Genomic DNA, 12,662 nt, shown 5'->3' with positions numbered 1-12,662 from the left:
GACTGGTATGAAAAAGACCCAATTAATTTTGACTCAACTGAAAAACATTGCTGGCACGATGATGCTGGTCGCTTCCCTGGCGCTGTTGCAGGCCTGTGGTTCGGACAACAAAAACGAGTCGCGTACCGAAGATGCCGCTGAACGCACCGGCGACGCCATTGAAGCGGATGCTAAAGATGCTACTGCCGAAGCCCGCGCCGATATGGATGAAGCGGGTGATAAAATTGACGCCAAAGCCGACGAAGTAGGCAACGATTTCGAGCGTGAGCGTAGGGAAGCAATGGCTGATATGAATGTCCAGAAGGATAAATTAGACGCCAGAATTGATAAAATACGGGCTGATATCAAGCGTGAAGGCCGCGAAGCCAAAGCTGAAAGCAAGGAAGAGTTAGCCGAACTTGAAGCGGATCGTAAGGAACTGGGCAACGATATCGACAAGGCACAAAATGCCACGGCCGCTGCCTGGAAAGACATCAAATCAGGATTCAAGAAGGCTGGTAAAAATATTGGTAATGCCTTTGATAAGGCGGAAGATAAAGTTGATCCCGACGGTAAAGACGACAATTAATTGCTGTTGTTCTAACAATACAGACGCCAGTTTGCACCTGCAGGCTGGCGTTTGTGCATTTGTAAAGTGGGGTGCGTTTTCCCCAATTCTGTTGATTATGCTGACAAGTGGCCTGCATGTGTTGGCAGGGGAGGGCAGAAACAACCAGGTTTCACACCGGCTTTATAAAGTATGTCCATTGTCACCATTACCATTCTACAGTACGAGCCTCTTGCCCGGTTTCGGGCTTTTGCAAACATGGGTCGAGTGTTCAGTCACCCGTTCCGGGCGGAGGGATTACAGTTTAGTAAATTAATGGGCAGCGGCATCAATTTTGGCCTGATTCCTAACCTGTCGACCTACGTGTTTCTCGGCGTTTGGAACGATGATCGTGCTGCCCGGACCTTTCCCCGAACGGACATCTACCACCAGCTAAGTCAGGGCACTCAGCAAACAAGTACGCTTTATTTACAGCCTCAACGCTCCCACGGCCTGTGGGATGGCCAAAATCCGTTTACTGAGTCGGTCAGTCAGTCAGTGAATCAGCCTACAGAATCAGAGTCTAACGCGCTCATTGCCGTGCTCACCCGCGCCACGATTCGCCCCCGCGCCCTGCTCGATTTTTGGCGACACGTACCGCAGGCCCGCCAACGCCTGACCGCCCACGCCGACGACCTGCTGTTTGGTATTGGTGTTGGCGAAGTGCCCCTTGTGCAGCAATGCACCATCAGCGTCTGGCGCGATGCAGCCGCCATTAATCGGTACGCTTATCGGCAAAGTGGTCATAAGGAAGTGGTGCGGCTCACCCGCGAACGGAAATGGTATAATGAAGAACTGTTTGCCCGGTTTAGTGTGCTACGGGCCGAGGGAGATCTTTTTGAACCGGTTAACCGCCTGCTATCCTGAATCTGGCGTCAGTTTTGCTTGTATTCCAACGAGGAAAATTGTTATTTTGCGGGCTAAAATATACGTATAAAGCGAGATGTCTGTCATTAATAAGATCAGAGAACGTTCAGGACTGGCCGTCGGGATTATTGCCGTCAGCTTGATTCTGTTCATCGTGGGAGGGGATTTGCTCGGCGGTCAAAGCATGCTGTTTGGCGGAAACCAACAGAAGATTGGTGAGATTGCCGGTCGATCCATTGATTATCAGGAATTCAATGCTAAAGTAGATGAGCTTCGGGCGCAGTTTGAGCAGCAATCGGGCCGGGCACCCGCCGAGCAGGACATGGCTCAACTCCGCGAACAAGCCTGGAACCAGATGTTGTTCGAAATTGCCTATCAAAAAGAATTCGATAAACTTGGTCTGAAGGTTTCTCCCGAAGAACTTGTTGACATGGTGCAGGGCAACAACATCAGCCCCGCCGTACGGCAGGCATTCACGAACCCGCAAACGGGTGTGTTTGACAAAAGTGGTATCATCAGCTACCTCAAAGGGCTGAAAAACCTACCTCCTCAGCAACAACAGGCCTGGGCAAATTTTGAGAAAAACTTAGCTTCCGACCGCCTGCGCGAGAAGTACGAAGGGCTGATGCGCCTGTCGGTGTTTACGACCACGGCCGAAGCACAGCGGGAGTATCAGGCGCAGAATACGAAGGCCGACGTAAAATTCTTATTTGTGCCTTATTATGCCATCAACGATACGACCGTGAAGGTGACGGACGCGCAGTTGCAGGATTACTTAGATAAGCACAAGGACGACTACCCCGGCACCGACAGCCGCTCAATTCAGTACGTAACGTTTTCGGTGGCGCCCTCTAAAGACGATAGTGCAACGCTGTACAACGAAATCAAAACGCTGGCCCGTGGTCTTGGCGCAACTAAAAACGATTCGACGTTTGCCCAACAGAACAGCGACGTTCGGGTGCCGCTCTACCTGACGGCCGGTGAGATGCCGGAGCAACTCCGGGCGTCTATCCCAACGTTCTCACCGGGGGGTATTTACGGCCCTTTCCGCGAGGGCAACACGTATTTTATCTACAAGTACGGCGGCACGAAACAAGATACCAGCTTCACGGCCCGCGCCAGCCACATCCTGATTCAACCCACGGCTAAGACCGATTCGGCCAAAGCCGAGGCCCGTCGCCGGGCCGACGCCATTCTGAAGCAGATTCAGGGCGGGGCAAGCTTTGAGGCTTTGGCCCAGTCTAACAGCGCCGATGGATCAGCTCAGAACGGGGGTGATTTGGGTTATTTCAAAAACAACGGTCAGATGGTGAAGCCGTTTGAGTCGGCCGTATTCGGTGCATCAGCCACTGGCCTGATTCCCCGCCTGATTGAAACGGACTTTGGATTTCACATCATTAAAGTAACCCAGCCGAAAACCAACACACTGTACCGGGTGGCGGCCATTGCCAAAACCATTGCCCCGAGCCAGATCACCCGCGACGAAGCCCTGCGCAAAGCAGACCAGTTTGCTGCGGATGTGCGCACGAAAGAAGCATTTGAAGCCAAAGTGAAGGAGGATAAATCGTTGGTTGTTGCCACGGCCGACCGCATTCCTGAAAACGGCAACCAGATCAATGCACTGACCGATGCCCGTACGGTCGTTCGTTGGGCGTTCGACGATAAAACCGATGTAAACGCTGTATCGGAGCCGTTTGAAATTGGCGATCAGTACGTAATTGCCGTGCTGACTAATAAAACCAGTAAGGACAATGTTAATGTGGCGGATTACCGCAATGAGCTGACTGCCAAAGTACGCAACCAGCTAAAGGCAGAGCAGATCATCAGCAAACTGGGTAACGTCAGCGGGTCGCTCGAAGCGGTAGCTCAAAAGTACGGGGCTGGTCCGCTGGTTGAGACGGTTCCGGACGTAAATCTGGCAACTGGCTTCCTCCGCAGCGCGGGTATCGATCCAGTAGCATTGGGGACGGCATTTGGTCTGAAGCCCGGCAAACGTTCAAAACCCATCGTGGGAGAAGCGGGTGTTCTGGTGCTGGAAACAATCAGAGTTACGCCTGCCCCGCCGGTTGCCGACTATGCACTCTACAAAACGCAGCTTCAGCAAAACGCCACGTCGCGAATCGGTTTCTACATAAACGAAGCTATCAAAGAAGCTGCTAAAGTAGAAGACAACCGGGCGAAGTTTTATTGATGAATTTGACCAGATACAAGAAATCCCGCTTTCATAATCCGAAAGCGGGATTTCTTGTATTTGAACAGGTATCACGGGTCTTCAGCCTACGGCTATACGGGCTGAAGACCCGTGATACCAGGCTACTCTACCACTTGCTCTTTCAAATATGCCACCATTTTCGTTAGTGCCCTTGACCGGTGGCTGATGCCGTTTTTCTCCGCCGAATTCATTTCCGCAAACGTTCGGTCGTGGCCATCGGGCACAAAAAGCGGGTCGTACCCAAATCCTCCGGTGCCGCGTGGTTCTGTCAGTATCTGTCCTTCTATAATTCCCTCGAACTGGTGCTCCAGTCCATGTAATAGGAGCGTGAACACCGTTACGAACTGCGCCCGACGGTTCGTGTGCCCGATCAGATTAGTCAGCAATTTCTGAATGTTTTGCTGGGCATCGCGACTGCCCGAATAGTATGCCGAGTCGACACCGGGTTCGCCGTTGAGGACGTCAACTTCTAAGCCTGAATCATCGGCGAAACAGGAAACGCCGAAGTGGGTCCAGACGTACTCGGCTTTCTGGCGCGAGTTGCCGGGGATGGTGCCGGATGTTTCGGGCAGTTCATCCGTGCAGCCGATGTCGCGGAGCGTTTTAAGCGTGAACGCATCGCCAAGTATGGCTGACACTTCCTCTAATTTGTGGGCGTTGTTGGTAGCAAAGCAGAGTTCCATAGGTACAAAAAAAGCCGTTTGCAGGTAGATCTGCAAACGGCTTTCGATTGGTGCGCACTTATCACTGCACTTTCGTAATCTCTATCTCGAACAGTAGAGGACTATAAGGTAGTATTCCTACTGTGCTTGCTGAAGCCTGATTTTTACCAGTAGCACCGTAACCAAGTGCTGATGGAAAGATAATTAGCGCTTTCTCTCCGGCTCTCAATTTGGTTAAGGCTGTCTCAAAACCGGGGACTACCTGCTTCTCACCAATACGAACTGTCAATGGCGAGGTACCCGCATCAAAAATACCACCATTCAGTAATTTACCCTTATAAGTCATAATCACCGTCTTACCCGTCGTGATTGCCACCGAATCGGGCCGGGCCTGGGTAACCGCAACTCTAACCCCATCGTCAGTCTTGGTTGTGACGGCAACCTTGTTTGCTCTGATGTATTCCTCGATTTGCTGATCTTCGGTTCGTATGCTTACCACGCGCAAATCGTAGCGTACGGGTGAGTACTGGGGCAGCAGCAGTGAACCGGTGCGGCCACCATCTAAGTTCGAGGGGACAATGACAGACCCTTCCTCTCCCTGCTTCAGGTTAAGCAGACCCGCGTAGCGTCCAAGAGTAATATTTCTTGTGCTGTTACCATTCAAAATGACCGTTTCCGGAACGTTGCCTGCAATGTTCGTACTGTCGACAACGACACCGTCTAACCGGCGGGTTATGTAATGATATTTCACTTCATCACCCGTCAGTGGAGCTTGCCCGGTTGGTACTGCTTTCGTTTGGATGAAATAAACTCCTTGTGCGGTTTTAGTTGCCGTTAGGTTATTCTCTCTGATATACTGATTGATCTCTTCCTCGTTCTCCCGTATCTTACGGTCGGTCAATGCTTCACCAGGCTGCTGACAGGATGATAGCAGCACAGAAGCCGTCAGCAGTGAATAGGCCCAGAATGAGCAGGTTGGTGTACGATTCATAAGTCTGTTTTCGTAGCTCATCAGGAGCCAATATGTACTAAGAACGAAGAAGAATATGGTCTACGTTCGTGGGCATACGTAATTGTTTGATTAGTCAGTTAACAAAATCCCAGAGTAACTTCTGTAGACAGGCTGCTCCGGGATTTTGAGAAATTTATGTTTTAGCGTATCCGTGTTTGGGTGTGTATGTTTCAGCAACGCAGATACTTAATTACGCAAATATCTACGCACCAAAACACGATCACCGACCCGGCTGTGGCATCCCCGGCTGACCCATGCCTGGCTGACCTTTCTGAATGTCGAGCAGTTCGATGTCGAACAGGAGCACCGAGTTCGGCGCGATGCCCTGGTTACCACGCGGACCATAAGCCAGCGTTGACGGAATGATAAGCGTGGCTTTTTCGCCCTTGTGCATTTTCATGACGCCCTCTTCCCAACCGGGAATCACCATACCAACGCCCACCTGAAACTGGGCTGGTTTACCCTGCGCCTGCGGATTCGTCCGTGAACTGTCAAATACCTTACCGTCTAATAGTTTACCCGTGTAATGTACCTGCACGGCATCGCCCCGGTTGGGCGTTGGCCCCGTGCCGGGCTGCGTCACCACGTAGTAAACGCCGGCTTCAGTCTTTTGCACTTTGCCAGTCAGCCCGTTTTTGGCAACGTAGTTTTCAATGATTTTCACATCGATGCCTTTCTGCTTTTCAAATTCGGCCGCCTGCGTTTTCTTGTATTCGTCTTCCGACTGCACATTGACCACCTTCACGGCAATACCAATATCGGTTCCTTTCACAACGCCCGGCGGCAGTGGCTGCATCGCCCGCGTGAACAGCGAATCCGCGCTGACGTAGAACGTGGCGCTGTCACCTTTGCCGAGCATCGTCAGACCTTCTTCGTAGGAGCCTTTGAAGGGTGGCACCTGCAGCAGCATTTGAAACGGCGCTCCTTCTTTGTGTGTATCGCGCAGCACCGAGTCCTTGTTATTCATCAGCGTCAGGTGAAGCGTCATAATATCGCCGACTTTACCCTTCCGGGTTCCTTCCGCCTGCTCGTGCATCTGGTACTTCAGGCCGTTGTCCGTTACCTGTACGCGGTTTTTACCGCAAGCCGCTGCAACAGCGACGATTAGGGCGGCTTTCCCGAAATTCTTAAGTGACATAATAGATTACTGGTTTGTGCTAAAAATTGAGTTTTCTGGTTTTTAATTGTTTAAGTTTTGAGTTGGTTGGTACGGAAAATACTTGCTGGTCCGCTAACTCAAAACCTAAACAATTAAAAACCATTCTTAAACTGTCTCCAACAACTGCTGCTGGTATTGCGGCAATACGGCTAAGAGCTTGCGCTCGGTTTCGGCCAGCGATAATTTCGACCGTCCACCGGCCGCGTTGCGGTGGCCCCCGCCGTTAAAATGGGCGTTGGTTAGCTCACGTACGGAGAAATCACCCACCGACCGGAACGACAGCCGAATCTCTTCGCCCCGATCAATCAGAATGGCTGCCGCTACCACGCCCTCGATGGCCAGTGCGTAATTAACCATACCCTCGGTGTCGCCGGTTTTAGAACGGTATCGCTTCAATTCGGCGTCGGTCAGGGTAATGTAAGCGAACTTGTGTTCGGGCAGCACCTTCAGTTTTTCATTGAGCACATAGCCAAGCAATCTAAACTTGTCGAGCGACACGTTGTCGAAAATGCGTCGGTGGATGCTGCTAACGTCGATTTTGAGATCCAACAGCTCAGCGGCCATGCGGTGAACGTCGCCGGTGGTGTTCGAGTGGCGGAACGAACCGGTGTCGGTCATTAGCCCGGCGTATAAACACTCGGCAATGGGCACGTCGACCAGGTCTTTATCGCCCAACTGGCTAATGAGCCGAAAAACCAACTCGGCCGTAGCAGCTGCGCTGGGGTCCCAGAGAACCAGGTCCGCGAAGGACTCGGGTTCGAGGTGGTGGTCGATCATGACCTTGCGGGCGCGGGACTGCCGCACCATTGGTGCAAGTTCTTTGATCCGGTCGAGTGCCGAAAAATCGAGACAAAAAATTAAGTCAGCTTCCTCGATCAACTGGCTCACCAGCACCCGTACTTTCTCGTCGAAGGCGATAACTTCATCATTGCCCGGCATCCAGTGCAGATTTTGTGAATAGTCCGTCGGCGTCACAACGGTAACGCGATGACCTTTTTTACGGAGATAACCCGCCAACCCCAGCGACGATCCCATGGCGTCGGCATCGGGATTAAGGTGAGTCGTAATCAGCACGGTCTGCGCGGGGCCGCCCGGCGGTTGCCCGATAACCGCGCCAATTGCTTCAATGTCTTGCATATTTAAGCGGCCGGAGCGTCAATCAAAACTCAAAAGTACGAATAATTTTCTGAAAGGAGGGGTTGCCTACTGGTCTGGCAGGGCAAACGCATGAATAGGACTTCGCGTCAGCAATTTTAGCTTCCTGCGTAGGGCAAACGCTGGTCCGGGCTATCCCGGTACAGTGCGATTTAAACCGTCTGAATGAAATCGGTGATAGTGGTTTGCCCTTCCAGACCCACTTTTTTCTTCATCCGATAACGCGCCATCTCCACGCTCGAACTGTTGACGTTGAGCAGCCGGGCGATCTCTTTGTTGGACAGGTTAATACGCGTGTAGGCGCACAGTTTCAATTCGTTGGGCGTCAGATCGGGAAAATTACTTTGCAGCTTCTCAAAAAAGCGCGGGTGCACCTGCTCAAAGTGGAGCTTGAACGCGCTCCAGTCATCGTCGAAGTGCAGGTTGCTGTGAATAAATTTCTGAATGGCTCTTAACTTCTGTTTTTGTGGTTTATCGGGTTCGAGCAGCAGTTCATCCACCTGTTCTTTCAGGTCACCGAGCATCTCGTTTTTCTGGTAGGCAAACAAGGCGCTGCTGGCTAATTCGCGGTGTTTGAGGTCGAGTTCCAGTTGCAGTTTCTCCTGTTGGGCCTGACTTAGTTCATGCTCGGTCACGCGCTGTTGCTCGATAGCCCGTTTTTCTTTGTCGCGCAGTTGGTAGCGATTGTAGAGCAGGCCCAACACAACGAGCAGCAAAAGCCCACCCACAACGCCTGCTATCAGCAAGTACTGCTGCAACTGCGTTTTCTGGTTTAACCCGTCAATTTGCTGGTCTTTAAGTTTAGTTTGGTAGCGTGTTTCCACCTCTGCAACTGCCTGGCTCCGCTGCTGACCAAATACCGAATCCTGGGCGGCCTCAAAAGTTTCAAAGTGTTGCCGGGACCTGGCTTTATTGCCCAAGGCCGTATAGACTTGAAACAGTTGCTTCTCTGCATTACGAATCTCGCTCCAGATGCCGGTGGGTTTTAGCGTTTGCAAAGCTGCCAGCGCATACTGCTCCGACTTCTGATAGTCACCCAGCTCATAATGCACTTCGGCTAAGTTGTTTTGCACGTTACCAATGCCATAAGCAAATCCTTCCGCTTCTACCAGTGGCAGGCATTTTTCGTAATAATTGATAGACTCATTGTATTTCCCCTGCATTTTAAGGCCCCAGGCATACGCTATCATAGACATCACGTAGTCATGTTGTTTATGCAGGTCATTGAATAAAGTCATGCTTTGCTTCAGTGCAGCCAAGCCCTTATCGTATTGGTTCAACTTTACATAAACCTCGCCCAAGACTGTAAGCACGGAGGCCCGGCCGTATGAATCACCTTGCTTATCAAATAGTTGCAACGCCCGTTCGTAAAACGGCAGACTCTTTTTAGGCTCGTGCTGTGCATTATGAATCATCCCAACATTACGGAGTATACGGGCCAGGCTGGTCTGATCAGGCAGCGTCTCCGCAACGGTTAGCGCTTTCAGGAAATAATGCAGACCAACAGCATAGTTAGACCGTTGGGCAAACACTGTCCCCAACGTGCGCAGATTTTCAAACTCACCGCGTGGAAAGTTGATTTTATGCGACAGCGTAACGCCGGACTGTCCGTATTTCTGCGCCAGGCTGACGTCTGATGAAGCCGTTGAAAAACACAGTTCAGCATAGGTGAGTGTCTTGCTTGTGTCTGGTTGATTGGGCAGAGCGGCCAGCAAGCTATCGACAGTGGGAGGTTGTTGGCCGTAGCTCCAGTAGGTGAATAAGGAAAAAAGGAAGTAGTAGAGTAGTCGCATAAAGGTTGGTTCAGGTATATACGTCGGGAATCTATGCTAATCTGTCGAGTTTGCCAATAATTTTTAGGAAACGGAGGTGCTTGATTCGTTGACAAATTCGTGGCTGAAAAACGGTTGATTATTAGCCTTAGGCGTCAACATTAATTTCAGCTATAGAAATCATAAAAGTAGCTAATAGTAGATAAATTGCTCATTAGTAGACTATTAGGGAAAAATTATTTTCTCTGTATAGTATTTGTATAGTTCGCTCTTCCGGCTTGTAGGGCGTTTGTAGGGGTCTATAATTTGCTTCGCCCCGTGGCAACCTGCCACCTTTGCATCGTCCAAACCAAACAACGGGGCGGCCAATTTCAGCCGTCTGAACCTATTCTAAATCGCCACGAGTCATGTCCATCCTGCACACTGTCAAAGAGTTTTTCAGCGGTACAACCGTGCTACCCGTTCGGGCTGATTCTCCCGAATTACTTAGTGCAGAGTTGGAACTGCCCACCGCACCTGTCAACGATTGGGAGATCACGATGGGTCGGGTTCATGGCCCGCAACAGGAGCGTAATGTAATCTACCGCAACAACGAAATCACCGGCACCTGCACGGGCAAGATCGGCGAATTAACCGGCTCCGTCATGGTCGGTCTCTTTGAGGACCTGCCTACTTGGTTGCCCAGTCTTTTTATCCGGGTGACCGTGCAGGCCGGTGAAGGCGAACTAACCGTTTCATTCCGTGAAAGAAACGGCGCCATTGTGGGCGGAACGGCTCCCGGCTCGTTCGAGGGTAACGCCGAATTGACCGATGGCCGCGTCTGGCTCCGGTGCGAATCGGGGCCGAAACCAGTCCGTAACGTCCGCTATGAAGTCGCCATTATTTAATCTCTATTTTCTCAATTCACCTTTTCACAATTAAACCAATCTAAATCAATGAAAACGCTTCGTTTCTTTCTGATTACCTGTTTTGCCCTTGCTTCCTTGTCATCCTGCGAAAAGCAGGAAGAACTTAACCCGGAATTAGTGTCGCTGGTGGCAGGTAATTATCCATTCTCACACGTTGTTGCCGACGGTCAGGCCTACGCTATTGGACAGACCAATCTGTCGGGTCGGGCCAGTGTGGAGCGCAAATCAGCTACCTCTGTTAAACTCGCTTGGAGCTACAAACGGGGCAACTCATCGTACAGCGGCTCCTACACGGGGGTTTCGCTATCGGATGCCGGTACTGGCGAAGTTGAGTTACGCTACAGCGGCAATCTGATCGCTACCGTCAGCGACGGAACGCTCCACCTTAAGGTCGAAAACAGCAGCGGTGAGCAGATGGTGTTCATTGGCAACCGCTAACTAATTCGTGTCGTTCGCACCGCATTGACCTACTTCCTCACCTCCGTAATCAATTAGTTTCACAGTTTACACATACCACTTCCCGTTAACATCATGAAAAAGTCAAAAAACGCCATCCTAATGGCCATGGCCACGCTTTGTCTGTCGGGTTCATTAAGTAGTTGCGCAACCATCTTCGGTGGTAAGGTTACCGAACACCAACGGCGCAAGCCGATGCCTGGCGAAGTTCAGCGGCAAGTGCGTCCGGTAGCGCTCATTGCGGATATTCTCTTCTGGCCCGCCCTGATTGTCGACTTCGGAACCGGCGCTATTTACCGGCCGCAGCCCAAGGCTCAGCTCGTTGCTCCCATCAAGACCAGTGCCTCCAAGTAGTATCGAACGCGGTGACCCGTCGTGGGATGGGTCGCTGCTCTTTACCTGATTCATCATCAAGTCAACTTTTCAAATCACAATCAACTCTAAACCAATGAAAACGCTCTGTATTACTTTGATTGCCTTGTTCATCGCTTTTTCGTTTACCGGCTGCAAAAAAGAAGCCGACGTTGACCCGGACTTAGCCAACCGCGTAGCCGGTCGTTACAGTCTGAGCAAGATTGAACTTAACGGGAAAACTACCGCGATCAAAGACACTTACTTCACGGGGATGATGGAAGTGAAACGCGAATCGGCCACCAGCGTTACGCTGATTCTGAACGTGAAGGGTGTCAATAACAGCCCATTCCTGACTGACACTTACGACAACGTCACAGTAACCGACATTGGCAATGGTGAAGTCGATTTAATCAAAGATGGTAACAAGTTGGGTCGGGGCGGTAAAAATACGCTTGCTCTCCGGGGGACAGACACAGTAGGTGCGGCTTTCGTTCTAACGGGAACCAAGTAAACGTCACCTCGACAACGCTGTCACCCAGTCGACAAATCAGTCTCATCAATTAATTCATCCAGAAATCAAAATCAGTACAGATAACATGAAAACATCCCAAATTTTCCGTGCGGCACTCGTTGCCCTGTTCTTTACCCTTTCATTGGGAGCCTGTAAAAAAGAGGATGATCCCTCCCCAAGCACCCGTGCCGTCTTCTGGTCGAAACGGCAGGACCTCGCAACGTTGAAACCGGCTTGTTACGTTGACGGTAAACTCATTGGTACCTTAAGCGCAGCTACGTCAACCGCTCCAGCCTGTGGTACGCCGGGTTCAATCTCGGCTGACGTAACCCCCGGCGTGCATGCGTTCGAGTTCAGAGTCGCTTCCGGGCAGATCGTTAAAGTGGATCTCAACGTTCCGGAGGGACAGTGCGGGACGGTTGAACTAACCCAATAGCAAGGCTGACCCTTTCGCCCAGACATTGCTTTCTTGGCAGTGCCTGGGCAATTGCATAAGCGTTATTCTGGAGATTGGCACGTTCGCTAAGGCAAAACTGCCTACATTTGCCCCCAAATTAAATTTGGATACAACGACGCAGAATGGCAACGAACCTAACGTTCACCATGATTAAGCCCGATGCCGTGGAGGCCGGGTACACTGGAGCAATTATCAAGATGATCGAAGAAGCGGGCTTCCGCATTGTCGCCATCAAAAAAACGCAGCTAACGCCCGAGCGGGCCGGTCAGTTCTACGCTGTTCACCGCGAGCGGCCGTTCTATAATGATCTTAGGACGTATATGTCATCGGGGGCTATCATACCGATGATTCTGGAGAAAGAAAACGCCGTAGCTGATTTCCGCAAACTTATTGGTGCCACCAATCCGGCTCAGGCTGAGGAAGGTACCATCCGTAAACTCTACGCGAAGTCCATTGAAGCGAATGCCATTCACGGCTCCGATTCAGATGAGAACGCCGGAATTGAAGGCAGCTTCTTCTTCTCCGCTACGGAGCAGTATTGAAGGGTAGTT

At 51.2% G+C, this 12,662-nt stretch carries 14 protein-coding genes; 9 read left to right on the top strand and 5 right to left on the bottom strand.

The genetic code is table 11. The features are described 5' to 3' along the window. Positions 1–7 precede the first annotated feature (7 nt). From ACYVHB_RS18000 to ACYVHB_RS17990, 3 genes are all read left to right on the top strand, one after another. The gene (locus ACYVHB_RS18000) at positions 8–568 is read left to right on the top strand and encodes a sll1863 family stress response protein (RefSeq protein WP_461053158.1); all 561 of its coding nucleotides are present in this window, start codon (positions 8–10) and stop codon (positions 566–568) included. A 171-nt stretch (positions 569–739) separates the two neighbouring features. Continuing rightward, on the top strand, positions 740–1,453 hold the full coding sequence (locus tag ACYVHB_RS17995; protein WP_461053157.1) for a DUF3291 domain-containing protein: 714 nt from the start codon (positions 740–742) through the stop codon (positions 1,451–1,453). 76 nt (positions 1,454–1,529) lie between these two features. Further along, positions 1,530–3,644 carry a peptidylprolyl isomerase gene (locus ACYVHB_RS17990; protein ID WP_461053156.1) on the top strand — a complete coding sequence of 705 codons (2,115 nt, stop codon included), beginning with the start codon at positions 1,530–1,532 and terminating at the stop codon, positions 3,642–3,644. Between the two features lie 122 nt (positions 3,645–3,766). On the opposite strand, the gene rdgB is transcribed toward ACYVHB_RS17990, so the two are convergent. The 5 genes from rdgB to ACYVHB_RS17965 form a co-directional block, all read right to left on the bottom strand. Beyond that, complete coding sequence (rdgB, locus tag ACYVHB_RS17985; protein WP_461053155.1) at positions 3,767–4,348, bottom strand: RdgB/HAM1 family non-canonical purine NTP pyrophosphatase; 582 nt, start codon at positions 4,346–4,348, stop codon at positions 3,767–3,769. Positions 4,349–4,409: 61 nt separating this feature from the next. Then, complete coding sequence (locus ACYVHB_RS17980) at positions 4,410–5,318, bottom strand: FKBP-type peptidyl-prolyl cis-trans isomerase (protein ID WP_461053154.1); 909 nt, start codon at positions 5,316–5,318, stop codon at positions 4,410–4,412. 241 nt (positions 5,319–5,559) lie between these two features. Continuing rightward, the gene (locus ACYVHB_RS17975) at positions 5,560–6,477 is read right to left on the bottom strand and encodes an FKBP-type peptidyl-prolyl cis-trans isomerase (protein WP_461053153.1); all 918 of its coding nucleotides are present in this window, start codon (positions 6,475–6,477) and stop codon (positions 5,560–5,562) included. 126 nt (positions 6,478–6,603) lie between these two features. Then, on the bottom strand, positions 6,604–7,635 hold the full coding sequence (locus tag ACYVHB_RS17970) for a DHH family phosphoesterase (protein WP_461053152.1): 1,032 nt from the start codon (positions 7,633–7,635) through the stop codon (positions 6,604–6,606). A gap of 170 nt (positions 7,636–7,805) precedes the next feature. Continuing rightward, positions 7,806–9,446 carry a tetratricopeptide repeat protein gene (locus ACYVHB_RS17965; RefSeq protein ID WP_461053151.1) on the bottom strand — a complete coding sequence of 547 codons (1,641 nt, stop codon included), beginning with the start codon at positions 9,444–9,446 and terminating at the stop codon, positions 7,806–7,808. Between the two features lie 386 nt (positions 9,447–9,832). Here ACYVHB_RS17965 and ACYVHB_RS17960 point away from each other — a divergent pair, with 386 nt between their 5' ends. The 6 genes from ACYVHB_RS17960 (at position 9,833) to ACYVHB_RS17935 (ending at position 12,653) form a co-directional block, all read left to right on the top strand. Further along, positions 9,833–10,312: a hypothetical protein gene (locus ACYVHB_RS17960; protein WP_461053150.1), complete on the top strand. Its 480-nt coding sequence runs from the start codon at positions 9,833–9,835 to the stop codon at positions 10,310–10,312. Between the two features lie 48 nt (positions 10,313–10,360). Beyond that, a complete protein-coding gene (locus ACYVHB_RS17955) occupies positions 10,361–10,771 on the top strand; it encodes a hypothetical protein (RefSeq protein ID WP_461053149.1) in 411 nt (136 codons plus the stop codon). Positions 10,772–10,864: 93 nt separating this feature from the next. Continuing rightward, entirely contained in the window at positions 10,865–11,143 is a 279-nt protein-coding gene (locus tag ACYVHB_RS17950) for a hypothetical protein (protein WP_461053148.1), read from the top strand. A gap of 94 nt (positions 11,144–11,237) precedes the next feature. Beyond that, positions 11,238–11,654, top strand: coding sequence for a hypothetical protein (locus ACYVHB_RS17945; RefSeq protein WP_461053147.1), 417 nt, complete (start codon positions 11,238–11,240; stop codon positions 11,652–11,654). A gap of 85 nt (positions 11,655–11,739) precedes the next feature. Continuing rightward, complete coding sequence (locus tag ACYVHB_RS17940; protein WP_461053146.1) at positions 11,740–12,090, top strand: hypothetical protein; 351 nt, start codon at positions 11,740–11,742, stop codon at positions 12,088–12,090. Positions 12,091–12,233: 143 nt separating this feature from the next. Continuing rightward, complete coding sequence (locus ACYVHB_RS17935) at positions 12,234–12,653, top strand: nucleoside-diphosphate kinase (protein ID WP_461053145.1); 420 nt, start codon at positions 12,234–12,236, stop codon at positions 12,651–12,653. The last annotated feature ends 9 nt before the right edge of the window (positions 12,654–12,662 follow it).

The sequence above is a fragment of the Spirosoma arcticum genome (assembly GCF_054779955.1).
Note: the sequence above shows the minus strand (reverse complement) of the source record. Positions and strands in the feature narration are given on the sequence as shown.

Coding starts and splice junctions, on each gene's coding strand:
- ACYVHB_RS18000 (WP_461053158.1), top strand. CDS start 8: ATGAAAAAGACCCAATTAATTTTGACTCAACTGAAAAACATTGCTGGC.
- ACYVHB_RS17955 (WP_461053149.1), top strand. CDS start 10,361: ATGAAAACGCTTCGTTTCTTTCTGATTACCTGTTTTGCCCTTGCTTCC.
- ACYVHB_RS17950 (WP_461053148.1), top strand. CDS start 10,865: ATGAAAAAGTCAAAAAACGCCATCCTAATGGCCATGGCCACGCTTTGT.
- ACYVHB_RS17945 (WP_461053147.1), top strand. CDS start 11,238: ATGAAAACGCTCTGTATTACTTTGATTGCCTTGTTCATCGCTTTTTCG.
- ACYVHB_RS17935 (WP_461053145.1), top strand. CDS start 12,234: ATGGCAACGAACCTAACGTTCACCATGATTAAGCCCGATGCCGTGGAG.
- ACYVHB_RS17980 (WP_461053154.1), bottom strand. CDS start 5,318: ATGAATCGTACACCAACCTGCTCATTCTGGGCCTATTCACTGCTGACG.
- ACYVHB_RS17960 (WP_461053150.1), top strand. CDS start 9,833: ATGTCCATCCTGCACACTGTCAAAGAGTTTTTCAGCGGTACAACCGTG.
- rdgB (WP_461053155.1), bottom strand. CDS start 4,348: ATGGAACTCTGCTTTGCTACCAACAACGCCCACAAATTAGAGGAAGTG.
- ACYVHB_RS17940 (WP_461053146.1), top strand. CDS start 11,740: ATGAAAACATCCCAAATTTTCCGTGCGGCACTCGTTGCCCTGTTCTTT.
- ACYVHB_RS17995 (WP_461053157.1), top strand. CDS start 740: ATGTCCATTGTCACCATTACCATTCTACAGTACGAGCCTCTTGCCCGG.
- ACYVHB_RS17975 (WP_461053153.1), bottom strand. CDS start 6,477: ATGTCACTTAAGAATTTCGGGAAAGCCGCCCTAATCGTCGCTGTTGCA.
- ACYVHB_RS17970 (WP_461053152.1), bottom strand. CDS start 7,635: ATGCAAGACATTGAAGCAATTGGCGCGGTTATCGGGCAACCGCCGGGC.
- ACYVHB_RS17990 (WP_461053156.1), top strand. CDS start 1,530: ATGTCTGTCATTAATAAGATCAGAGAACGTTCAGGACTGGCCGTCGGG.
- ACYVHB_RS17965 (WP_461053151.1), bottom strand. CDS start 9,446: ATGCGACTACTCTACTACTTCCTTTTTTCCTTATTCACCTACTGGAGC.